The organism is Telluria aromaticivorans (assembly GCF_013003915.1).
Lineage (GTDB): Bacteria > Pseudomonadota > Gammaproteobacteria > Burkholderiales > Burkholderiaceae_D > Telluria > Telluria aromaticivorans.
Map to the genome: position 1 here is coordinate 202,562 of NZ_JABAIV010000003.1, position 21,088 is coordinate 223,649.

Annotated in this window: 16 protein-coding genes, 3 tRNA genes and 1 pseudogene; 8 read left to right on the plus strand and 12 right to left on the minus strand. The window is 65.6% G+C overall.

Going from position 1 to position 21,088, the window contains the following annotated elements; all coding sequences use genetic code 11:
• Positions 1 to 344: 344 nt before the first annotated feature.
• Positions 345 to 2,693 (minus strand): annotated as a pseudogene (gene rnr / locus HGB41_RS10155) (ribonuclease R); the annotation flags it as partial.
• 327 nt (positions 2,694 to 3,020) lie between these two features.
• Between rnr and HGB41_RS10160 the strand changes: the two are divergent.
• The 3 genes from HGB41_RS10160 to HGB41_RS10170 all read left to right on the plus strand — a co-directional run bounded on the left by HGB41_RS10160 (position 3,021) and on the right by HGB41_RS10170 (position 3,456).
• A tRNA-Leu gene (locus HGB41_RS10160) sits at positions 3,021 to 3,105 on the plus strand.
• Between the two features lie 94 nt (positions 3,106 to 3,199).
• Positions 3,200 to 3,284 (plus strand) — tRNA-Leu (locus tag HGB41_RS10165).
• An 87-nt stretch (positions 3,285 to 3,371) separates the two neighbouring features.
• Positions 3,372 to 3,456, plus strand: a tRNA-Leu gene (locus tag HGB41_RS10170).
• An 82-nt stretch (positions 3,457 to 3,538) separates the two neighbouring features.
• Here HGB41_RS10170 and cueR read toward each other — a convergent pair.
• On the minus strand, positions 3,539 to 3,949 hold the full coding sequence (gene cueR / locus HGB41_RS10175; protein WP_171083858.1) for a Cu(I)-responsive transcriptional regulator: 411 nt from the start codon (positions 3,947 to 3,949) through the stop codon (positions 3,539 to 3,541).
• A gap of 101 nt (positions 3,950 to 4,050) precedes the next feature.
• Here cueR and HGB41_RS10180 point away from each other — a divergent pair, with 101 nt between their 5' ends.
• Positions 4,051 to 4,251, plus strand: a complete 201-nt coding sequence (locus tag HGB41_RS10180; RefSeq protein WP_171083859.1) for a hypothetical protein — start codon at positions 4,051 to 4,053, stop codon at positions 4,249 to 4,251.
• Between the two features lie 55 nt (positions 4,252 to 4,306).
• A complete protein-coding gene (phaP, locus tag HGB41_RS10185; RefSeq protein ID WP_171083861.1) occupies positions 4,307 to 4,858 on the plus strand; it encodes a TIGR01841 family phasin in 552 nt (183 codons plus the stop codon).
• A 90-nt stretch (positions 4,859 to 4,948) separates the two neighbouring features.
• Here the strand turns inward: phaP and tssA are convergent, their stop codons facing one another.
• The 7 genes from tssA to HGB41_RS10220 all read right to left on the minus strand — a co-directional run bounded on the left by tssA (position 4,949) and on the right by HGB41_RS10220 (position 12,357).
• Positions 4,949 to 5,932, minus strand: a complete 984-nt coding sequence (gene tssA / locus HGB41_RS10190; protein ID WP_171083863.1) for a type VI secretion system protein TssA — start codon at positions 5,930 to 5,932, stop codon at positions 4,949 to 4,951.
• A complete protein-coding gene (tssH, locus tag HGB41_RS10195) occupies positions 5,926 to 8,586 on the minus strand; it encodes a type VI secretion system ATPase TssH (protein ID WP_171083865.1) in 2,661 nt (886 codons plus the stop codon). Before tssH ends, tssA begins: the two co-directional genes overlap by 7 nt.
• 52 nt (positions 8,587 to 8,638) lie before the next feature.
• A complete protein-coding gene (tssE, locus tag HGB41_RS10200) occupies positions 8,639 to 9,100 on the minus strand; it encodes a type VI secretion system baseplate subunit TssE (protein ID WP_171083867.1) in 462 nt (153 codons plus the stop codon).
• A 74-nt stretch (positions 9,101 to 9,174) separates the two neighbouring features.
• Positions 9,175 to 9,666 (minus strand): Hcp family type VI secretion system effector, encoded by a 492-nt coding sequence (locus HGB41_RS10205; RefSeq protein ID WP_171083869.1) that lies wholly within the window; start codon positions 9,664 to 9,666, stop codon positions 9,175 to 9,177.
• Positions 9,667 to 9,696: 30 nt separating this feature from the next.
• Positions 9,697 to 11,190 (minus strand): type VI secretion system contractile sheath large subunit, encoded by a 1,494-nt coding sequence (gene tssC / locus HGB41_RS10210; protein ID WP_171083871.1) that lies wholly within the window; start codon positions 11,188 to 11,190, stop codon positions 9,697 to 9,699.
• Between the two features lies 1 nt (position 11,191).
• Positions 11,192 to 11,704, minus strand: a complete 513-nt coding sequence (gene tssB / locus HGB41_RS10215; RefSeq protein ID WP_171083873.1) for a type VI secretion system contractile sheath small subunit — start codon at positions 11,702 to 11,704, stop codon at positions 11,192 to 11,194.
• 53 nt (positions 11,705 to 11,757) lie between these two features.
• Complete coding sequence (locus tag HGB41_RS10220) at positions 11,758 to 12,357, minus strand: tetratricopeptide repeat protein (RefSeq protein ID WP_171083875.1); 600 nt, start codon at positions 12,355 to 12,357, stop codon at positions 11,758 to 11,760.
• A gap of 196 nt (positions 12,358 to 12,553) precedes the next feature.
• Between HGB41_RS10220 and tssJ the strand changes: the two genes are divergently transcribed.
• From tssJ to icmH, 3 genes are all read left to right on the plus strand, one after another.
• Positions 12,554 to 13,117 carry a type VI secretion system lipoprotein TssJ gene (gene tssJ / locus HGB41_RS10225; RefSeq protein ID WP_171083877.1) on the plus strand — a complete coding sequence of 188 codons (564 nt, stop codon included), beginning with the start codon at positions 12,554 to 12,556 and terminating at the stop codon, positions 13,115 to 13,117.
• Positions 13,118 to 13,190: 73 nt separating this feature from the next.
• Positions 13,191 to 14,564, plus strand: coding sequence for a type VI secretion system baseplate subunit TssK (gene tssK / locus HGB41_RS10230; protein WP_171084836.1), 1,374 nt, complete (start codon positions 13,191 to 13,193; stop codon positions 14,562 to 14,564).
• On the plus strand, positions 14,561 to 15,322 hold the full coding sequence (icmH, locus tag HGB41_RS10235) for a type IVB secretion system protein IcmH/DotU (protein WP_171083879.1): 762 nt from the start codon (positions 14,561 to 14,563) through the stop codon (positions 15,320 to 15,322). Before tssK ends, icmH begins: the two co-directional genes overlap by 4 nt.
• Before the next feature lie 150 nt (positions 15,323 to 15,472).
• Here the strand turns inward: icmH and HGB41_RS10240 are convergent, their stop codons facing one another.
• The 3 genes from HGB41_RS10240 to tssM are packed head-to-tail and all read right to left on the minus strand — an operon-like array spanning position 15,473 to position 20,969.
• Positions 15,473 to 16,225, minus strand: coding sequence for an OmpA family protein (locus tag HGB41_RS10240; RefSeq protein WP_371868501.1), 753 nt, complete (start codon positions 16,223 to 16,225; stop codon positions 15,473 to 15,475).
• Positions 16,226 to 16,233: 8 nt separating this feature from the next.
• Complete coding sequence (gene tagF, locus HGB41_RS10245) at positions 16,234 to 17,199, minus strand: type VI secretion system-associated protein TagF (protein ID WP_171083883.1); 966 nt, start codon at positions 17,197 to 17,199, stop codon at positions 16,234 to 16,236.
• Positions 17,199 to 20,969, minus strand: coding sequence for a type VI secretion system membrane subunit TssM (gene tssM, locus HGB41_RS10250; RefSeq protein WP_171083885.1), 3,771 nt, complete (start codon positions 20,967 to 20,969; stop codon positions 17,199 to 17,201). Before tssM ends, tagF begins: the two co-directional genes overlap by 1 nt.
• Positions 20,970 to 21,088: the final 119 nt, after the last annotated feature.

The window sequence follows — 21,088 nt, forward strand, 5'->3', positions numbered from 1 at the left end:
GCCGGTGCCTTGGCTGGCTTGGCGGCCGGCGCAGCAACAGGCGTCACCGCCGTCACGGCAGGCGTGTCCGCGGCCCTGGCGGCACGGTTATCGTTGCCGGCGCCCTTGTCCGCGCTGGTGCTGGTCCTGTGATCGGCACCGTTACCAGCGCCGGCATTGGCGTTCCGGGCGGCGGCAGCGGCCTTGCGGGCGCTGCGCGACAAGCGCTTCGATGGCGCGGCCACGGTTTGTTCGTTTCCGGTCTCGGTGTCGGTGCTCATGAAACGCGACGGCACAGCGGCAGCAGCGGCTTCAGGCGCGCGGCCCTCGCCCCTGCCTTTATTCCGGCCCCGGTCCTTGTCCCTGCCGCGGCGCGAACCCGACGACTTGTCCGATTTCTGTCCCCTCGGCTCCACGGCGTCGATGCCGGCCTGGCGGGCGCGCTCCATCGGCGCCGCGGTGTTGCCGGCACTGCCTGCACTGCCGACGTTGTCGGCCAGGACCAGGTCGATCTTGCGCGACTCGAGGTCGACCTTCGCGACCTTGACGCTGACCTTGCTGGTCAGGCCGTAGCGCTGGCCGCTACGCTCGCCGCGCAGTTCGTGGCGCGCCTCGTCGTACTGGAAATAATCGGTGCCGAGGGCGCTGATGTGCACCAGGCCTTCGACATACAGCTCGTCAAGCGTCACGAAGATGCCGAAGGCGGTCACGCCGGACACGGTGCCGGTAAAGTCTTCACCGAGCTTGTCCTGCATGAAGAAGCACTTGAGCCAGTTCTCGACGTCGCGCGAAGCTTCGTCGGCGCGGCGTTCGTTGGCCGAGCAGTGCACGCCCAGTGCGTCCCAGATGGTCAGGTCTTTCTCGCCCTTCTTCGGCTTGCCTTCCGCCTTGTCCTTGGCCGCCTGCTTGCGCGCCGAATTCGACATGGTCGTATTCAGCTTGCCCAGTTCGATGCCCTTCGGCTCGTACTTCTTGCCTTGCAGGATAGCCTTGATGGCGCGGTGGGTCAGCAGGTCGGGATAGCGGCGGATCGGGCTGGTGAAGTGGGCATAGGCCTCGTAGGCCAGGCCGAAGTGGCCGACGTTGTCCGGGCTGTAGACCGCCTGCTGCATCGAGCGCAGCAGCATGGTCTGCAGCAGCGCGGCGTCCGGGCGCTCCTTGATCTTCTGCATCGTCTCTGCATAGTCGCGCGCGGTAGGCTTGTTGCCGCCGCCGAGGTTCAGGCCGACCAGCTTCAGGAAAGTGCGCAGCTGGTTCAGCTTTTCCTCGGTCGGGGTCGCATGGATGCGGAAGGTGCCCGGATGTTTGTGGTGGATCAGCAGGTCGGCGGCGCAGACGTTCGCGGCCAGCATGCACTCCTCGATCAGGCGGTGCGCATCGTTGCGGGTGCGCGGGATGATCTTCTCGATCTTGCCGACCGGATTACAGACGATATAGGTCTCGGTGGTCTCGAAGTCGATCGCACCGCGCTCCTGGCGCGCCTTGAGCAGCGCACGGAACACTTCGTTCAGGTGCAGCAGGTGCGGCACGATGCCCGGGCGGCGGGCGGCTTCCGGGCCGCTGGTGTTGCCGAGGATGTCGGCCACTTCGTTATAGGTCAGGCGCGCAGCCGAGTGCATCACGGCCGGATAGAACTGGTAGGCCGTGACTTCGCCGTCGAGGGTGACGACCATGTCGCATACCAGGGTGCAGCGGTCGACCGCCGGGTTCAGCGAACACAGGCCGTTGGACAGCTTCTCGGGCAGCATCGGGATCACGCGGCGTGGGAAGTAGACCGAGGTGCTGCGCTCGATCGCGTCTTCGTCCAGGGCGTCGTTCGGCTTTACGTAATGACTGACGTCGGCGATCGCCACCAGCAGGCGGTAGCCGCGGCCGGAACCAAGCTTGACCGGCTCGCAATACACCGCATCGTCGAAGTCGCGCGCGTCTTCGCCGTCGATGGTCACCAGCGGCACGTCGCGCAGGTCGACGCGATCAAGCAGGTCGGCATCGACTACTTCGTTCGGCAGGCGGTTGGCCTGCTTCAGCGCGGCCGCGGAAAACACGTGCGGCACGCCGAATTTACGAACGGCGATTTCGATTTCCATGCCCGGGTCATCCAGTTCGCCGAGCACTTCGTGGATCCTGCCGGTCGGCTGCTGGAAGCGCGACGGCTGTTCGATGACTTCGACGCTGACGACCTGGCCGGCCTTGGCCTTGCCCGGGCCGCCCGACACCAGGATGTCCTGGCTCATGCGGTTGTCTTCAGGCGAGACGATCCAGACGCCGCCTTCGTTCATCAGGCGCCCGATGATATGGGTATTGGCGCGCTGGATGACTTCGACGATCGTGCCCTCTAAACGCCCGCGGCGGTCGGTGCCGGTGACGCGTGCGCGCACGCGGTCGCCGTTCAGGACCTTGTTCATTTCCTTGTCGTTCAGGAACAGGTCGTCGCCGCCCTCATCCGGAATGACGAAGCCGTAGCCGTCGCGGTGCGCGCTGACGCGGCCGGTAATGAAGCTGGACTGGTCGGCCAGTGAATAGGTGCCGCTGCTATCGGAGCGAATCTGGCCATCGCGCTCCATCGCGTTCAGCCGGCGGCCGAGCACTTCCTGGGCGGCTGGCTTGACCTTCAGGCTACGCGCCAATTCGGCCGCATCGAGCGGGCCGGTGGCAGTACGAAAGACGGCGAGGATTTCCTCGCGGCTCGGAATGGTATGAGTAGGTTGCTTCAAATCGTTTTCTTATTTCTCTTGATTGTGGGCGCCGCCATTTGCGAAGCCGGGGAATTGTGTCTGATTGACACCTTGACAGGCGTAGTGTAACGGAGGACGCGGGGATTCGCCTAACAGTTGGAGCCAAGCGTGCCCGGGGAAACTCGCCGCGGCAGGTCTTTGACTTTTGCAATCCTTCCGCTATAATCTCGGTCTCTTCAGCAAGGGGCGCAAGCCGCAGCGGGAGAGCAGGCAGTAGCAGGAGGTGGGTTTGACGCGATGACCGGCGAAAGTTGATCTAGCGAAAAATGACAAAGCCTGCTATTGTAGCAGAGTAAGCAGTTCAGTGCCCACGTGGCGGAATTGGTAGACGCGCATGGTTCAGGTCCATGTGCCGCGAGGTGTGGGGGTTCGAGTCCCTCCGTGGGCACCACTCTACCGGCAGTTGTCCGTAGCAGTATCGTAGGCCCGGCGGGTTTCCGCCGGAGCGACAAAAGCAGCACCGTAGTAGCAATTGCAGCACCAATGCCCACGTGGCGGAATTGGTAGACGCGCATGGTTCAGGTCCATGTGCCGCGAGGTGTGGGGGTTCGAGTCCCTCCGTGGGCACCACTCTACCGGAGATGTTTTCCGCAGAAGTTTGCAGTTGAATAAATCTTTACCGTTGTTTGTGTTTGCAGTAGCAGTAGCAGCATCAGTGCCCACGTGGCGGAATTGGTAGACGCGCATGGTTCAGGTCCATGTGCCGCGAGGTGTGGGGGTTCGAGTCCCTCCGTGGGCACCAAACTCTACCTGGATGTAAATCCCGCAAAACGCCGTAAGCTTTGAAAAAGGCTTACGGCGTTTTGCGTTGTGCATCTCCTTTTCTAGTTCGCCGCGAGGTCGTCCAGGATCGGGCAACTCGAGCGCGCATCGCCATGGCAGGAAGCGGCCAACGCCACCAAGGCACGCCGCATCGCTTCCATCTCCGCGATCTTTCTATCCAGTTCGGCGATATGGCTGCGCGCCAGCGCACGCACGTCGGCGCTGGCGCGGTCCTGGTCGCGCCACAGGCCAAGCAGCTTGCCGATCTGGTCGAGGGAGAAGCCGAGCGCGCGCCCGCGGTGCACGAACTGCAGCACGCGCACGTCCTGTCCGGTGTACAGCCGGTAGCCGGCCTCGGTGCGCCTGGCTTGTTCGACCAGCCCGATTGATTCGTAGTGGCGGATCATCTTGGCCGATACGCCCGAGGCTTTGGCGGCATCCCCGATGTTTCGCAACGTTTCTCCCTGGCGCATGGTGATCTCCTGTCGTTTCCTCCAGAAGATACACCTCCCCATCATGGGAAGCTCAATGCGCCGCTTGACTTGCGGCACCATCGGGGTAAGCTCGACTAGCCATGAAATACATTGTCCCTAGTCTCCTGATCCTCGTTCTCGCGGCGAATACCGCGCTGGCGGGCCCGGCGCCCTGGTTCCAGTGGCGCAGCAAACTCAACGGCGCGTTCGCGTGTTCGCAGACCCCGCTCGGACCGGGTTGGGAAAAATCTGCCGGCCCGTATCGGGACGCGCGTTGCGAAAAACTCATTGTTGCTAAATAATGGGGTAGCAAGCGCAGCTCAAACGATCCATTCCAATCATACGGAGGAGACACCGATGTTCACCAGTCCGGAGCAGTTCGCCAACGCCACCAAGACCCTGTTCGACCTGCAGATGCAGACCTTTAACGCCCTCGCCAGCAAGACGGTGAAAGGCGTGGAACAGGTAGTGGCGCTGAACATGAATGTAGCGAAGAGCTCGATGGAAGGCTCGATTGCCGCCAGCCAGGAGATGGCCAGGGCCAGCGACCCGAAAGCGGCGATCGCGGCACTGCATGCCCGCATGCAGCCGGGCGCCGCGGGCGCCACCGAGTACCGCGAGCAGATGAAGACCATCATCGACGAGATGCACCAGGAATTCCGCCAGGCCGCCGACACCCATGTGGCCGAAGCCAGGAGCACCCTGTCGGCGCTGATCTACGACGTCACCCAGAACGTGAAACCGGGTTCCGAAAACGCCGTCGAAATCATCAAGACGGCGATCGACAATGCCTTCAAGGGCTATGAGCAGGTGACACAAGCCACCCGCCAGGCCGTCCAGACGGTCGAAGAGCAGATCGCCAAGGCCAGCTCGATGGTCCAGCCGGGAATGGAAAAAAAGGCGGAATAGCCGTCGGCTAGTCCGCCTGCCCGTGAAAGAAAATTTCATTTTTTACGCTACATGAAATTTTCTTTCACATTCCTGCCTCGGTTCTCTGCTTCATCCTTCAGCTTCAATCCCCAGTAAATCCTCCAGCCGCGCCAGCGACGCGTCGTCCTTGATGACCGAGCGCAGCCATGCGTGCAGAGGCTGTTCGCCCCAGCGCGCGGCTCTTTCTGCCAGGTAGGCGACCGGGCTGTGCGGCTCGGTGCGGCGGAAGAATTCGGCCACGCCGCGCAGCTGCGCGAGGGCCTGTTCGCGGCTTTGCAGCGGGCCATCCAGCACCCGCATGGATATGCCAGGCGCCATCGCGACCGCAGTTCCCTGCGCTGCCGGCTGCACCTGGATCGCCGCCGCCGGGGCTGACGGCGGCGCCACCATGTCGGCCAGGTCGCGCAGGGCCGCCCTGCCCGCGCCGAAACTCGGGCCATCCGCGCCGAGCCGCTCGTCGACCACGCGTTCGAGTTCGGCCAGCGCAGCAATGCAGTCCTCGGCGTCGAGCAGCAGCGCCTGGCGCGCAGCAGCCGGGGCCCGCGAGCGCGCCGCCTCGAGCTCGGCCACCGCGTCCAGCCCGCGCGCGCGCGCCGCTTCCCAGGCGATCATGGTGACGCCGTCGGCCACCGGGACCTCCTTGACCAGCGGCGCAATGCGCGCCGCGATCCAGGCCAGGTTGCCGATGCGGCGCTCGTGGCCATCTTCGTCCGGCAGCGGATGCGCGCCGTCCCAATAGCGTTCGCACAGGCCGGCCACCAGCCGCAGGCTGCCGGCCAGGCCGCGCAGCCCGGCCGTCCTGGCGCTCGCCTCGGCCAGCCAGACCGCCAGTTGCAGGTGCTTGCTGCGCGCCTCCAGCAGTTCGATGCAGCGCTTCGAGACGAACTTCCAGTCGGCTTCCTTCAGCGTGGTGACCCAGGCGCCCTGCTCGATCGACGGATCGTCGGCCTGGCGCGCACGGTTGATGGCGTCGACATCGGGCGAGAACGCGAGGTCCTCGCCGCAGGGCCGGTCCATGCTGATCGGGACCAGCAGTTTATCCACATTCAACATGCTGTCTCCTGGGTGACGTTAGCCGCATCGATCGCATACTTGAACTTCCCGGCCTTGGTCGCGCTGACCTTCACCCGTGAGATGGCGCCACCGTCCGCCATCTGCGCCAGCACGCTGTCGGCGATCTCGGGCAGCAGGGTGCCGTTCAGGATGTTGTCGACATTGCGCGCGCCCGAATCGACTTCGGTGCAGCGGCTCAGCACCGCCGACACCAGCGCCTCGTCATATTCAAAACGTGCGCGGTGGTTGTCCAGCACGCGCGCCTTGATGCGGTCCAGCTTGAGCCGGATGATCCGGGTCAAGACCTCGTCGCGGATCGGGTAGAACGGCACCACGGTCAGGCGTCCCAGGAAGGCCGGCTTGAAATGCTTCATCAACTGCGGGCGGATCAGCTCTGCCAGCTGCCCGGGGTCCGGCACTTCACTCGAGGGCTTGTTCAGGCAGGCCCCCATCATCTGGCTTGAACCCACGTTCGAGGTCAGGATGATGATGGTGTTGCGGAAGTCGATCTGGCGTCCTTCGGCATCGTCCAGCACACCCTTGTCGAAGACCTGGAAGAAAAGCTCCAGCACGTCGGCATGGGCCTTCTCCACCTCGTCGAGCAGCACCACGCTGTAGGGATTGCGCCGCACCGCCTCGGTCAGCACCCCGCCCTCGCCATAGCCGACATAACCCGGCGGCGAGCCTTTCAGGCTTGATACGCTGTGCGCTTCCTGGTATTCGCTCATGTTGATGGTGATGAGCTTGCGCTCGCCGCCGTACAGGATGTCGGCCAGCGCCAGCGCGGTCTCGGTCTTGCCCACGCCCGAGGTGCCGACGAACAGGAATACGCCCTTCGGCTTGTTCGGGTCGTCCAGGTTGGCGCGCGCCGTACGCACCCGCTGGGCCACCGCGCCGCTGGCCTGCGACTGGCCCAGGATGCGCTCGTCCAGCAGCGACTGCAGGTTGACCACGGTGCGCAGTTCGTCCTTGACCATGCGGCCCAGTGGGATGCCGGTCCAGCTGGCGACGATTTCCGCGACCGTGTGGCCGTCCACCTGCACCGGCACCAGCGGGGACTCGCCCTGCAGGCCGCGCAGGGTTTCAAGGCGGGCGCGCAGTGCGGTGGCGTCTTGGGTCCTGCCCTCCTCCAGCGCGGTGCGCATCTCGCCGATTTCGGCGGCGATGCGCTGCTCCTCGTCCCAGCGGCGCTGCAGGCCGATGCGTTCGTCGTCCAGGCCAGCGCGCTGCTGGCGCAAGCCCGCGATCTTTGCCTCGTGGCAGGCGCCGGCACTGGCTTCGCGCACCAGCGACGCTACCTGCGCGTCGATGCGCTCGATCTGGCGCGTGCAGTCTTCCAGTGCCGCCGGGGTCGCGCTCTGGCCCAGTGCGACCTTGGCGCAGGCGGTGTCCAGCACGCTGATTGCCTTGTCCGGCAGCTGGCGGCCGCTGATATAACGGTGCGACAGGCGCACGGCCTCAATCACGGCCTCGTCCAGGATGCGCACGCCGAAATGGCTTTCCATCAGCGGCGCCATGGCGCGCAGCATGGCGCTGGCGGTCGGCTCGTCCGGCTCCTCGACCTTGATCACCTGGAAGCGGCGCGCCAGCGCGGCGTCCTTCTCGAAATACTTTTTGTATTCGCTCCAGGTGGTGGCGGCGATGGTGCGCAGCTCGCCGCGTGCCAGCGCGGGTTTCAGCAAATTGGCCGCATCGTTCTGGCCGGCCGCGCCGCCCGCCCCGATCATGGTGTGGGCCTCGTCGATGAACAGGATGATCGCGTGCGGGCTGCGTTTCAGCTCGTCGATCACGTTCTTGAGGCGGTTCTCGAACTCGCCCTTGACGCTGGCGCCGGCCTGCAGCAGGCCCATGTCAAGGGTATGGATCTCGACACCGCGCAGCACTTCCGGCACGTCGCCCAGGGCGATGCGCAGGGCCAGGCCCTCGACCACGGCGGTCTTGCCCACGCCTGCCTCGCCGGTCAGGATCGGGTTGTTCTGGCGCCGGCGCATCAGGATGTCGATGGCCTGGCGGATCTCGGGATCGCGCCCGATCACCGGATCGACCCGGCCGTCGCGTGCGCGCTGGGTCAGGCAAGTGGTGTACTGGTCGAGCGCGGGCGTGCTGCGCGCCGGTCCCGCCGCGATCTCGCCGGCCGCGTCGCCCGCGGTCTCCTGCACCTCGATGGCAACGAGCTGCGCTTCCTGCGAGCCGCGCGTGATCTTCTGGAAATCGTGCTTGAGGCGGTCGATCGGGAATTTGCGGAACAGCGGCGAAGCGCGTTGCGCGAGCTGGGCCAGCGAAGGCTCGGTGAGCAGCGCCAGCAGCATGTGGCCGCTGCGGATCTGGTGGGGCGGCGTTCCCAGGGAGGCAATCAACCAGCCATGCTCGAACAATGCGGGCAGGTGGCGCGAGAACACCGGCGTGCGCGCGCTGCCGGTGGCGAAGCGCGCAACCTCGTTGCGCAAATCGGTCTCCAGGCCGGTCAGGCTGATGTCGCAGGCCTGGGCGATGGTGGCCAGGTCGCTGCCCGGCTGCTCGATCAGACCCAGGAACAGGTGTTCGATCTCGACTTCGTACTGTCCCAGGCCGACGCAGATGGACGCGGCGCGCGTGGCGGCGGCGCGGGTGGTGTCGTTCAGCTTGCCGATCAGGGTCTTGAGATTGATGTCCATCGTATGGTGTCCTTGGAATGATGGGTGAGCCGAAGGGTCGTCCCCTCGCGCCCTAACGGTTGCGCTTGACGGCGTAATGCAGCGACGACGGCTGCAGCACCGCATTGAAGTTCACCGGTTCGGCCGCAGGAGACACGGCGAGCCGGGCGTGGATGGCGAAATTGAGCCGGTTGACGCTGCCCTGGTCGAGTTCGAGCGTGGCAGTGACGTCGCGCAGGCGCGGTTCGTGGGCTTCGATCGCGTCCTGGATGCTGGCGCAGACGGCGGCGCGGTCGATGCTGCTGGTCAGGCAGTAGCCGGCGACATCCGCCAGGCCGTAGTGCAGGAGCGAGCCGCGCGCTTCCGGATAGCCGCTCAGGATCGCCGGGTCAAAAGCCAGCCGCGTATTGAGCAGCGCCTCCAGGTCGCGTGCCACGCTGTCCTTGAGCTGCTCGCAGCCGACCGGGGCGCCGGCGGATTCAGGCGGGCGCTCGTCCATCAGGCGATCCAGCAGGCCCGGGGTAAAGCCCTTCATGCTCCCTCCCAAAAAGAAGCGCGGCGCCGCGCTGTGAGCTGCGTGGCGCCGCGCGCAGGCGTGCTGCCGCCCGGTCAGACGACCTTGTTGGCCGCCAGGTCCCAGCCGCCCGAGGTATTACCGCCGGCGCCGCCGGTGATCTTCTGCTGGGTGTACTTCCACTTGATCTTCGAGAACTTCAGGCCCACTTCTTCCTGGATGATGCTGCCCTCCTTGACGCTCGGCTGCACAGCGCCGATCAGGACGTTTTCCAGTTCGATCTCGAAGTACTTGATGCGCTCGCCCTGGCCATCTGCGCGCATGAATTCCAGCTTGGCCTTCGGGATGGTCTTGCCGGCCGAGCAGGTTTGCAGCAGGATCGGCGAAGCCAGGTCGGCCAGCTTCTTCAGCTTGATCTCTTCGTGTTCGCAACGCTCGGCGGTGTGGCCACCGCCGGTCGAGGCAGTCGCCGAACGCGGCTGCGTCACGCCCCAGTCCACGGCAATGCACTCGATCCAGTCCTTGTGCCGGTCGTCCATCGATTCGCCCTTGATACCATCGATCTGCAGATATACGTCAATTGCCATGTTCTACTCCATTCACGTTGAGAAAACTGCTTAAGCCTTGGTCGATTGGGGAAGCTCCGCGACCAGTCGGAGCGAAACGGACAGCTCGTCGAGCTGGAAGTGCGGACGCAGGAAGGACACCGCGCGGAAGACACCCGGGCGGCCCGGCACTTCCGACACCTGCACGCTGGCTTCGCGCAGCGGGAACTGGGCCTTCTGGTCCTGGCTCGCGTTGTCGTCCAGGAGCACGTACTGGGTCAGCCAGCGGTTCAGGTAGTCCTCGACGTTGGAGGCGGCGGCGAAGCTGCCGATCTTGTCGCGCATCATGGCCTTCATGTAGTGGGCGATGCGCGAGACCGCGAAGATGTACTGCAGCTGCGACGACAGCACGGCATTCGCATTGGCGGCCTCGTTGTTGTACTTCTTGGCCTTCTGGGCCGACTGCGCGCCGAAGAACGCCGCATACGAGGTGTTCTTGCAATGGACCATGGAGATGAAGCCCAGGTCCGACAGCTCCTTTTCGCGGCGGTCGGTGATCGCCAGCTCGGTCGGGCATTTGAGCGCGACTTCGCCCTCGTCGGTCTTGAAGGTATGGGCCGGCAGGTTTTCCACCAGGCCGCCGCCCTCGACCCCGCGGATCGCCGCGCACCAGCCATAGTCTTCGAAGGCCTTGGTCAGCTTCGAGGCAAACGCATAGGCGGCGTTACACCACAGGTATTTCTGGTGGTCGCTGCCATCCACGTCTTCCACATAGTTGAAGCCCTCGGTGGCCATGCCGTCGGCCGGGTGGTAGGGCAGCCGGCCGAGGAAGCGCGGCAGGGTCAGGCCGACGTAGCGCGCGTCTTCGGATTCGCGGAAGGTCTTCCACTTGGCGTATTCGACGGTGTCGAACACCTTGGCCAGGTCGCGCGGCTTGCCCAGGTCGCCGAAGCTGTCGACGCCGAACAGCTCGGGCGAGGCCGAGGTGATGAAAGGCGCATGGCTGGCGGCGGCCACGTGCGACATCTGCTCGAGGAAGTAGATGTCTTCGGGCTGGCGCGAGATCTCGAAGTCGCCGATCAGGGTGCCGTAGGGGGCGCCGCCGAAGGTGCCGAATTCTTCTTCATACACCTTCTTGAACATGGTGCTCTGGTCGAACTCCATCGCCGTCTGGAAGTCCTTCACCAGCTCGCGCTTGCTGGCGTTGAGCATGCGCACCTGCAGGTTGGCTCCCGTGGCGCTGTTCTTGACCAGGTAATTCAGGCCGGTCCAGCTGCGCTCGAGCTTCTGGAATTCGGGGGCATGCATCACCGCCGAGAGCTGTTCGGAGATCATGCGGTCGAGTTCCGCCAGGCGCGCATCGATGGTGGCCGACAGGTTGTTCGACATGATCATCGTGCCCTGCATGACCTGGGTCACCAGCTCCGAGATGATGTCGCGCGCGCGTTCGTGCTCGCTGCTGGATTTCGCCACCCGGCTCTGCTCGACGATCTGGTCGAGCAGCGAGGTTTCCAGCTCCAGCGAAGGTAGGGCCTTGCCGCTTGCGTTTTCGAGGACGGCCGCCATCTCAGGCCTCCTTGTCTTCAGTCGCCTGCTTGCGCAGGCCATCGAGTTTCTCGGTATTGCCCAGCACCTCGCTGAGGATGTCCTCGAGCTTGTCGTTCCCTGCCAGCTTGTTGCGCAGGTCGGCCAGCTTGGTGCGGGCGTCCAGCAGGCCGCTCAGCGGTTTCACCTGCCGCACCACCGACTCCGGACGGAAATCGTCCATCGACTTGAACTGCAGTTCCACCCCGAACTGGCTGCCGTCCTGGGACAGGTGGTTGTCCACCTTGAAGCTGGCCACCGGGGCGACCGCGCCCAGCACTTCGTCGAAATTGCCGGCATCAACATTCACGAACTTGCGGTCCTTCAGGCGCTTCTTCTCGGCTGCCGGGTCGTTGCCGAAGTCACCCACCACGCCGACGACGAAGGGCAGTTCCTTGTTTTCGGTCGCGTCGCCGATCTCGACGTCGTACGTCATTTGCACGCGCGGCGCGCGCACCTTCTGCAAGCGTTTCTGGACGCTTTCACTCTTGGCCATGTCGACTCCAGGTTGCGGGGGATGGTGATGGGCCGGCGGCGCCGGCCGTGGGATTATTTGAGACCGCTGAATGGGTCCTTGTCGTTGCTGCTGCTGGTGGTATTGCTGGCGGCCTTGGTTGGGGTCACGGAGGAGTCCCGTTGGGCGCGCACACGCACCGGGGTGGTCTTCGCAGCGTCACCCTTCTTGAAGAGTTCCTGTTCGCCCAAGCTGGTGCGCAGCAGCTTGGCCAAGTCCTGCGCTTCGCTCTTCACATCGCCGTTCAGGTTGTTCTTGCGGGTCAGGTCGGCCAGCGCCTTGCTCGCCACGCGCAAGCCGCTGACGGCGACGATGCTATGCGCTACGTGATCATCCGGATCGCGCTCCAGCGCTTCGTGCGCATTCGTGATCGCTTCGCCATAGACGCCGGCATTGAAGCGGATCTGCGCCATCTTCACCCATGGCCGCTTGTCGACCGGGTGGGCGTCGCTGGCGGCCTTCAGCATGGCATAGGCTTTCTCTTCCTGTTTGGCCGCGATGGCCTTGTCGGCTTCGGTGAAAACCTGTTCCCCGACGGGAGCATTCGACCGGCTGCTAGCAATTTCCGGGCCGCTGGCGCACCCGGCCAGGGCGACGACTCCCACGATCAACGGCATCAAGCGTTTCAACATCATGCTGATTCTCCACGACAGTTAAACCAGCCACCATTATTCTCATCGGCGCTTGCGCGAAATTGCGCACTGTCAATCAATGCCGAGTTCGCCTCAAAGCGGCGCGCCTTGCCTTGAGCTTGCGCGGGATCACGGCAGGCCCGCGCCAGTCCGGTTCAATCCGAGCTTGACCTCGCAGATTTGATTAAAGGAAACGGCGATGAGAACAGGTTTTCTGCTGGCGACGCTGGTGTCGAGCGCGCTCCTGGCCGGCTGCGGCAGCAACACTCTAGCCAATGCGGCGCTCGAGGCCACCGGCTTGCGCAAGCCGCCCGAGCTGCCGGATGCACAAAAGCCGCCGCGCACCGTGTCGCTGCGCCTGCACGCGTCGAGCAAGCTGAACGTCGACAAGAACGGCCAGCCGCTGGCATTGACCGTGCGGCTGTACAAGCTGCGCCACAAGGAGGCTTTCGAGCAGGCGCCCTATGCCGCTTTCCTGAGCCCGCAGGCCGAGCGCGAGAGCCTGGGCGGCGACCTGGTCGAGGTGCGCGAAATCATGCTGGTGCCCGGCCAGCGCTACGAAGTGACGGAGAAGGTCAGCCGCGAAGCCGCCCACCTGGCCGTGGTGGCCCTGTTCCAGCGCCCGGCCGAGCGGCGCTGGCGCACCAGCTTCCCCGCGGCCGAGGCCGAACGCAATGGTCTGACGCTTGGTATGCATGCCTGCGCCATGACGGTGGGTGGCAGTTCCGAGGCATCGACGCTTTCTTCTGTGCGCTGTCAATGAAGCGGTTGTTGTTTCCGCCAATCTAGGAATTTCAGGGTGCATCTTGAGCACTGAAGGCGAGGTCGATGTGAGCATGCCGGCGAAACTACTCTGGGGCGAAGGCCTCTTCCTGCGGCCGCAGCATTTCCAGCAGCAGGACCGCTACCATGAGGCGCGCCTGAACCAGACCGCCTGCGCCTTGCACCCCTATGCCTGGGGGGTGCGCAAGCTGACCGTCGACCATGACGCGCTGCGCCACGACGTGCTGCGCGTCGAGGAGTTGTCGATCCTGTTCCCCGACGGCGAAGTCTACCGGGCGCCGAGCGGCGATCCCCTGCCCCTGCAGGTGCGCCTGGGCGAACTGCCGGCCGGGCTGCAGACCGTCACCTTCCATGCCGCCCTGCCCTCGCTGAAGGCGTATGGCGAAAACTGCCAGCACGGCAGCGCGGCGGATGGCCCGGGCGAGATACATCCCGATGCGCGCTTCTCCAGCATTGATCGCGACACCCAGGACCTGTACACCGCCGCCGCCGAGGCGCCGATTACCTACCTGCGCAAGTCGCTCAAGCTGGTGGCCGATACCGAGCCGCTCGAAGCCTACGACAGCTTCCCGCTGGTGCGGCTGCGGCGCATGGCGACCGGCGGCTTCGAGGCCGATCCGTCCTTCGTGCCGCCCAGCCTGTCGATCGACGCCGCTCCCGGCCTGCACCTGAACCTGGCGCGGCTGATGGAGAAGCTGCTGGCCAAGGTCAACGCCCTGTACGGGCATTTGCGCGAGCCGAGCAAGAACGTGATCGAGATCCGCGGCGGCGACGTCTCGGCCTTCTGGCTACTGCATACCGCCAGCACCGGCTATGCGGCGCTGTCGCACTACCTGGGCCACCGCGACCTGCATCCGGAACGCCTGTTCGGCGAGCTGCTGTCGCTAGCGGGCGGCCTGATGACGTATTCGCGCAGCTACCGGCTGGAAGACCTCCCCGCCTACGTGCACGCTGATCCCGGCCCGCAGTTTGCGAAGCTCGATGGCATCATCCGCGACCTGCTGGACACCGTGATCTCGTCGCGCTATTTCACGATCGTCCTGAACCGCGAACGGCCTTCGTACTACCTCGGCGCGCTCGATTCTGGGCGCATCAACCTGCAGACCACGCTCTACCTGGCGGTGGCGGCCGACATGCCGGCCCTGCAGCTGGTGGACGTGGTGCCCCTGCAGTTCAAGGTGGGCGCGCCGGAAGACGTCGACAAGTTCGTCCTGTCGGCCCTGCCCGGCGTGAAGCTGGTGCATGCGCCGCAGGTGCCTGCAGCGGTGCCGGTGCGGCCCGATACCTATTACTTCATCCTGGAGAACCGCGGCATGCTGTATGAAACGATGCTCAAAGCGCAGGCGATCTCGGTCTACGTCCCGAACGGGCATGTCCCGAACGGGATCCGCGACCTGCGCGTCGAACTGATTGCGGTGGCGGCATGAACGCCTTCGTCGAACGGCGCGTCGCGCCCCAGCCCGGCCAGCAGCAGGCGCGCCCGCCCCAGCGCCTGTCCGACATCATGTACGAGGGCTTCTACGCCCTGTTCCTGCTCAAGAACGGCTGCGGCCCGCAGGACAAGGTGGCCTTTGCCGACAACATGACGGCCTTCCTGGCCGACGTCGACCGCAACGCCAAGGCGCTCGGCATCTCGGCCGATGACGTGACCGCCGCCAAGTACGCATTCTGCTCGGCGGTAGACGAAATCATCCTGCGCTCGACCTTCGAGGTGCGCGAAGCCTGGGAAACCCGCCCGCTGCAGTTGCGCGTGTTCGGCGACCAGCTCGCCGGCGAGCATTTTTTCCACCGGCTGGAAGACCTGCGCGCCAAGGGCCAGGTGCACGTGGAAGCGCTGGAAGTCTTCCATATGTGCCTGCTGCTCGGTTTCCAGGGCCGCTATGCGCTCGATGGCCGCGACAAGCTGGACTACCTGGTGGCGCGCCTGGGCGACGAGATCGCCCGCATGCGCGGCCGCACCCGCGGTTTCGCACCGCATGCGGAACGGCCCGACCAGGTGGTAAACCGGCTGCAGAGCGACTTGTCGCTGTGGGTACTGGGGGCGGTGTTCATGGTGGCGGGACTGGGCGCCTATCTCGGCTTCCGGACGGCGCTGTCGAACGAAACCGGGACGGCGATGGCGCAGTACAACGATTTGGTGAAGCTGCCGCCGAAGGCGGCGCATGTGACGATTACCTTGCCGTAGTCAGTGTCGGTTGCATGCGATGCACTTGGTCCCGGCCTGCGCCGGGACGACGGTTTCCAGGTCAACATAAGAACAGCGCTAAGCTTGTTTCTACCTGGGCCGGTAGTCCGTCGCTCCGGCGCAGGCCGGAACCCAAGTTCGTTGAACAGCCTACTGAATCACCTTGAACTCGATCCGCCGGTTCCTGTCCTTCCCCTCCGCCGTCCGGTTATCCGCCACCGGCCGGTCCGGCCCCTCCCCCGACACCGCGATCGAGTCCGCGGCAATGCCCTTGCCGACGATGTAGGTCTTTACGGCCTCCGCGCGCGCCTGGCTGAGCGACAGGTTGCCGGCGCGCGAGCCGGCGTTGTCGGTATGCCCGATGACCTCGACCTTCACCCCTTTAAGCTTCTGCATCGCGGTGCTCATCTGGTCGAGCACCGTCATGCCGGCTTCGGTCAGCGTCGCCTTGCCAGACTCGAACTCGATGATCCGGTCCGCCAGCGCCGCGTCGAGCACGCCCTGCTGCGAGGCGGCCACGCGCAGCCCGTTGTTGACGGTGTAGGTCGGGTTCAGGGTGGAGGCGATGTCGGTGGCGATCTGCTGGCGTTGCTCCTCGTTGACGACGTCGCCGCGCAGGCTGACGCTGTTGCCGTCGACCTTCAGCTGGCCGCGGCTGACCAGCTTCAGGTTGGGGTTGATCAGCTTGGCCACATACTCGCCCCAAGCGGCCGGCGTGGCCACGGTGCCGACCGAGAGCTGGTCGACTACCCGCGCGGCCCCGTAGACGATGCGCAGGCGCTCGAGCAGCGCGGCCTTGGTCGGTTCGTCGGCCACGGTGCCGCTGACGACAATCGGTGGCTCCTGGGCGTGGGCGGCGCCGGCGGAGAACAGGGCAGCAAGCAGCAGTGCTGCTGGTTTCACGGGTGGTCTCACGGCGCGGCTCCAATGAAGGTCTTCATGAACATGTCGCTCGCCAGCCCCAGCGGCAGGTCAGACTGCGCCAGGTAGCTGGCCAGCGAGCGCACATCGGTATCGATATAGAGCTGCTCGTCGATCCAGCCGGTATCGGTCAGGCGCACCTGCTGCTCGGCCCCGACCAGCGGATCGACCAGCCCGCGCAGCGTCTCGGCCAGCGCGGCGCAAAAGCCGATCACCAGCACCGGCCTGCCCTCCTGGCGGGTAATAAAAATCGCCAGGTCGAAGCTGGCGCGGCGCAGGAAAGGCGCCACCAGCTGCAGCCAGAAAGCCGACACTGGATAGCGCGCTTGCGCATCGTTCGGCAGCGGCAGCACCAGGCTCTTGTGCAACTCGGTCGGCTGGCTGTGCATCACCGGCTGCAGCAGCAGCCCGAGTGCCAGCAGCATGCGCGCGAACTGGCGCTCGCCCAGCAGCGCGCCGAGCGAGCCGACCGTGCCGTTGGCCAGCAGGTGCGACAGGGTCGGCTCGGCATCGCCCAGCGTGATGGCGGCGTCCGCGATCGCCTGCAGGTGCGGTACGGGATCGGCTTCGCACAGCACGCGCGGGCACATCGTCTCGAGAAAAGACCACAGCGGCCCGAAGGCCAGCGGACAGCGCGTGACGAAAGCCGCAGGGTCGGTGACCTCGTGGGTGCGGGCGGCCAGGAAAGGAAAGCGCCGCCCGGATTGGTCGTGGCTGGCCAGCAGGTGCCCGGCCACCGCATGCCGGCGCGCCGGGCCCACCAGGGCGAAGCTCACCGGCGGCATGGCGTCGTAGTTGATGCGCCAGCGTGCGTCCTCGGCTAGCTGTGTCATCACCTGGGCCAGCCAGCGGTCCAGCATCGCGATCGCGGCCGGGTCGTCGGCCAGTTTGACGAAGTCGGCGCGGGCCGGGACCTTGCCGAAATAGCCGATCCGTTCCGAAGCAGGGCCGCGCATCACTGGCCCCCACTGGTGGCAGCCAGCGCCGGCTGGTTCGGCGCCAGCTCGGGCGCGCGGCCGACGATGGTCGGCGGAAGGCGCAAGCCGCGGAAACCCGCGCCCTGCTCGCCGCTGCCATTGGCCGCGGCGCTGCTGACGATTTTCAGGTCGACCGACACCGCCACGTTCTGCGCGCTCCAGCGCAGCTCGAACACGCCGCCATCCTTGCGCTTCTTCTGGGCCGCGTCGATCATGCGCTTCAGGCCCGACTGGCCAGGTTCGTTGAACAGTTCCACCGTGCGCCCGTCAAATGTGACCGCTGTGATGCGCACGCCCGCCATGCCCTGTGGCCCCGGATGGACCATGTTGGTCCAGCTGGGGGGCGTATTCTTATAGCGCAGCTGCTGGCCATCGATGTCGAGCGTGTACTCCAGCGTGCCCGGTGCAGCCTGCGGCAGGATCTGGAACACGGTCTGCGGGCCGCTGTCGGTCGCCACGCCTTTCGACGACAGCGGCGCAACCCAGCCCGGGAAGCCCGAGACGGCCTGCGGCGCCAGCGTGATGCCGATGTCGGCCCAGGTGCGGGCCGCCAGCACGTCGCCACGGCGCACCACCAGCGGGCCCATGGCGGTATTCACGAACTTCGCCACCTCGCCCTGCGGTCCGAAGATCTGGCCGATCTCGTCCGGGGTCGCCTCGACGCTGGCGCCGGCCGCGAACGGGTATTTGCCGGCCAGGGAGCGCTGGAAGGGCTCGACGACCTGCACCTGCCAGGTCTTGTTGATCTCGGCCTCGGAGGGCAGCACGATCATGGCGAAGGTCTGCATCAGCGGACGCACCAGCAGCGGTCGCAGGGCCCCTTTCTGCGAATCGCTCATCCCGGTCAGCATTTGCTCATCCACGTAGCGCAGCGCATCGGCCAGTTCGGAGCCGCTGCCCTCTAAAGTCTGCTGCATGAACTGCTTGGCGCCCGGTCCCGGGTCGCCCTGGTTTTTCAGCGCATTCAGGCGGGTGCGCAGTTTCGACAGGGCGTCGAGGTAGCCGGTCATCAGGGAGGCGTCCTTCTCCTTGGCGCCGACCAGGCGCGCGACGCCGGCGAACTCGCGCCCGATCGGACCCGCGCCCTGCTGCTGCCCGAGCAGCGCCGCCGGGTCGACCACGTTGGCCAGGGTGCGCGCGTCCGAGGGCGCGCGGCGCAGGATCTTCTCCTTGAACCAGTCGGCGAAGCCACGCTCGGTCTTGCTCAGGCCTGCGCCGAGCGCGCCCGGATTGTCCCAGATGGTTTCATCGTAGATCGTCTTCAACAGCTTGGCGATCGGCGAGGACTGCGGATCGCCCAGGCGGTTCATGGCCTGCACGCTGGCGTCGAAGCCCTTCAGGTCGGCGATGGCCACGCCCTGCACGAATTTCAGCCACTCGCGCGCATACTCGGCCTTGTACAGGTCGATCAGCGCCTTCTGGATCTGCTCCGGGCTGCCTTCCAGCGTGAGGTCGTCCTTGGACACGGTTTTCAGCACCCAGTCGGCGCTCGATGCTTCGCTGTTGGACGCGTCCTTGATGGCCCCCAGCACGAACTTGTTCCAGGCTTCGCGGGTAAAGGCGCCGCTGACCGCATGACTGCCGGCGACCAGGGCGTGGTCCTGTTCGCCCACGATGCGCGCGACGGTCACCGCCGGATACCGTGTGGCGGCGCGGGTCTTGATGTCGTTGTAGACCCGCTCGCGCGCCGGCGTGCCGCGCACCACCCGGCGCAGGTGCTCGCGGGTGCTGTCGAGCAGGCCGAGCTTGAGCGTCATCTGCGGCCAGGCCTGGTCATTGATCTGCGAGAGGTGGAAGGTCAGCAGCCGTTCGGCGCTGCGGATCATCTGCTCGCGCGGCATGTTGCCGCGGTTGGCTTCGAGCCAGGTGCGCCAGTAGCGCGTCAGCTGGTCGTTCAGGTGGCCCGGCTCGGCGTGATTCTTGTCGCCCAACATGAGATAGGTCTTGAGGGCGTTATAGGCGTCGGCGACGCTGGTGGCCGAGACGCTCTGGTACGGCTGGCCGGCAGCCGGCGCCGTTTGTCCTGCCGTTGCCGGAGCGCCGGCCGCCGGTCCATCCAGCTGCGCCACCGGCGCCAGCTGGGCGGCATTCGCGTTGACCTCGGCCAGCATGGCTTCCAGCGAGGTCGTCACCGGCTCCACCATCACCGCCCGCACGCCGGCAAAGTATTCGTCGCGCAGCTTGCGTTCGAGCGTCTCGCCCTGGTACAGGCCGAAGGCCAGCGCCCACGGCTTCTCCTTGCGGTATTTGTCGAGCTGCTCGATGCGGTCCTGCAGGATGTCGAGCGCTTCCAGGCGCGACTGCAGGTCGATACGCCCGGCCTGCAGCTTCGCTACCTTGGCCAGGTCCTGCTCGACGTTCGCCACCAGCTGCCGGTTGCCCATATAGGACCAGCTCCAGCCACCCAGCGCACAGCCGAGCAGGATGGTCGCCCCGAAGAAGGCCGCCACCCTCCAGCGCGCGCTGGAAGGGTTGGTATAGCGCTTGACCAGCTCGCGGTCGGCGAAGATCACCTTGCGGAACAAATCCAACAGGAAGAAGCCGGATTGCTCGGCCACTTCCCCGCCCTGCTGCTCGCGCAGCGCCAGGTCGAAGCGGCTGGCCACGCGCTTGCTCGACAAATCCTGCACGATGCCTTCCTGCAGCGCGCTGGTGAAGTAGAACCCGCGGAAAACGGGCTTGAACTGGTAGGTGTTTTCCTCGAACAGCGTGGAGAGGAAGGCGCGCAGCGGCGTCTTGATGGCCGCGAACTCCAGCGGGAAGGTAAACACCCCGGGACGCATCTGGGTGCTGCGATTGGCGCCCATGTTAGCCAGGCTCATTTCCTTGAGTCCGTCGTACAGTTCGTCGAAATGCTCGTCGAAGAAGCCCAGCACGTCCTGGGGCGCACTGCGGCGGTTGTAGCGCAGCGTAGCGCCCCAGATCCGGTCGCGCTCGAGGCGCTCGGTGCCGGCGAAGAAGTCGGTGAAGCCGGCCACCAGGTCGGCCTTGGTGAACACCACATAGACCGGCGCGTGCACGCCCAGGCGTTCGGTCAGTTCCTGCACGCGGGTGCGCAGGCTCTTGGCCAGTTCGTGCGAGGCGCTGGTGGGGCCGGCCACCAGTTCGGCCACGCTGACGGCAATCAGGATGCCGTTGATCGGCGCCTTGTTGCGGTGTCTCTTGAGCAGGTCGAGGAAGCTGAACCACTCTTCGCGGTCGTCATCCTGCACCGAATAGCGGCCGGCGGTGTCCAGCAGGATGCCATCGGTCGTGAAGAACCAGTCGCAGTTGCGGGTCCCGCCCACGCCTTGCAGCGCCTTGTTGCCGGGAATCGGGAAGCTCAGGCCGGAGCGGGCAATCGCGCTGCTTTTGCCCGCCGCCGGGTTCCCGATGATCATGTACCAGGGCAGCTCGTAGAGCGCCGAAGCGCCGCGCGTGAGCCCGAGCTTGGAGGTCTTGATGGTGGAAATCGCCTCCAGCATGTTCTTGCGCAGGATGGCGACTTCGCCGCCGCCGGGCCCGGCCGCGGTCTTGTCTTCGCCCGGAACGATGGCGTCCCCGAGCTGCTGCGCGGCGCGGCCGCGGATATGGCGCCGGATGGCCCAGGCGATGCCCCAGCAGGCCAGCAGCGCGAGCCCTGCGATCAGGGCCCATATCAGGTCGATGCCGATCAGGTCGGCGCCGATGAGGAGGCAAGCCGCTAGCGCGGCGATGCCGATCACGACCAGCACGCGGCTGTCGGTCAGTAACTGCCAGATTCTTGCCATGGGGGACCAGGAGGGTGGGTTGGAGGAGTGTTCTAAAGGAAATGCTCGCACGGCAGTGCCCTAGAACTTTTGCGACGCCTCAATAGTTGCCCGGCCAAGCGCGGCGGGGCCGAAGGGCA

Bases quoted from the DNA above. Each gene is read 5' to 3' on its own strand.
- tssJ (WP_171083877.1), top strand. From the start codon at position 12,554: ATGAGAACAGGTTTTCTGCTGGCGACGCTGGTGTCGAGCGCGCTCCTG.
- phaP (WP_171083861.1), top strand. From the start codon at position 4,307: ATGTTCACCAGTCCGGAGCAGTTCGCCAACGCCACCAAGACCCTGTTC.
- tssE (WP_171083867.1), bottom strand. From the start codon at position 9,100: ATGAAGGGCTTTACCCCGGGCCTGCTGGATCGCCTGATGGACGAGCGC.
- tssA (WP_171083863.1), bottom strand. From the start codon at position 5,932: ATGTTGAATGTGGATAAACTGCTGGTCCCGATCAGCATGGACCGGCCC.
- cueR (WP_171083858.1), bottom strand. From the start codon at position 3,949: ATGCGCCAGGGAGAAACGTTGCGAAACATCGGGGATGCCGCCAAAGCC.
- icmH (WP_171083879.1), top strand. From the start codon at position 14,561: ATGAACGCCTTCGTCGAACGGCGCGTCGCGCCCCAGCCCGGCCAGCAG.
- tssH (WP_171083865.1), bottom strand. From the start codon at position 8,586: ATGGACATCAATCTCAAGACCCTGATCGGCAAGCTGAACGACACCACC.
- tssK (WP_171084836.1), top strand. From the start codon at position 13,191: ATGCCGGCGAAACTACTCTGGGGCGAAGGCCTCTTCCTGCGGCCGCAG.
- tssM (WP_171083885.1), bottom strand. From the start codon at position 20,969: ATGGCAAGAATCTGGCAGTTACTGACCGACAGCCGCGTGCTGGTCGTG.
- HGB41_RS10220 (WP_171083875.1), bottom strand. From the start codon at position 12,357: ATGATGTTGAAACGCTTGATGCCGTTGATCGTGGGAGTCGTCGCCCTG.
- tssB (WP_171083873.1), bottom strand. From the start codon at position 11,704: ATGGCCAAGAGTGAAAGCGTCCAGAAACGCTTGCAGAAGGTGCGCGCG.
- HGB41_RS10205 (WP_171083869.1), bottom strand. From the start codon at position 9,666: ATGGCAATTGACGTATATCTGCAGATCGATGGTATCAAGGGCGAATCG.
- HGB41_RS10180 (WP_171083859.1), top strand. From the start codon at position 4,051: ATGAAATACATTGTCCCTAGTCTCCTGATCCTCGTTCTCGCGGCGAAT.
- tssC (WP_171083871.1), bottom strand. From the start codon at position 11,190: ATGGCGGCCGTCCTCGAAAACGCAAGCGGCAAGGCCCTACCTTCGCTG.
- tagF (WP_171083883.1), bottom strand. From the start codon at position 17,199: ATGCGCGGCCCTGCTTCGGAACGGATCGGCTATTTCGGCAAGGTCCCG.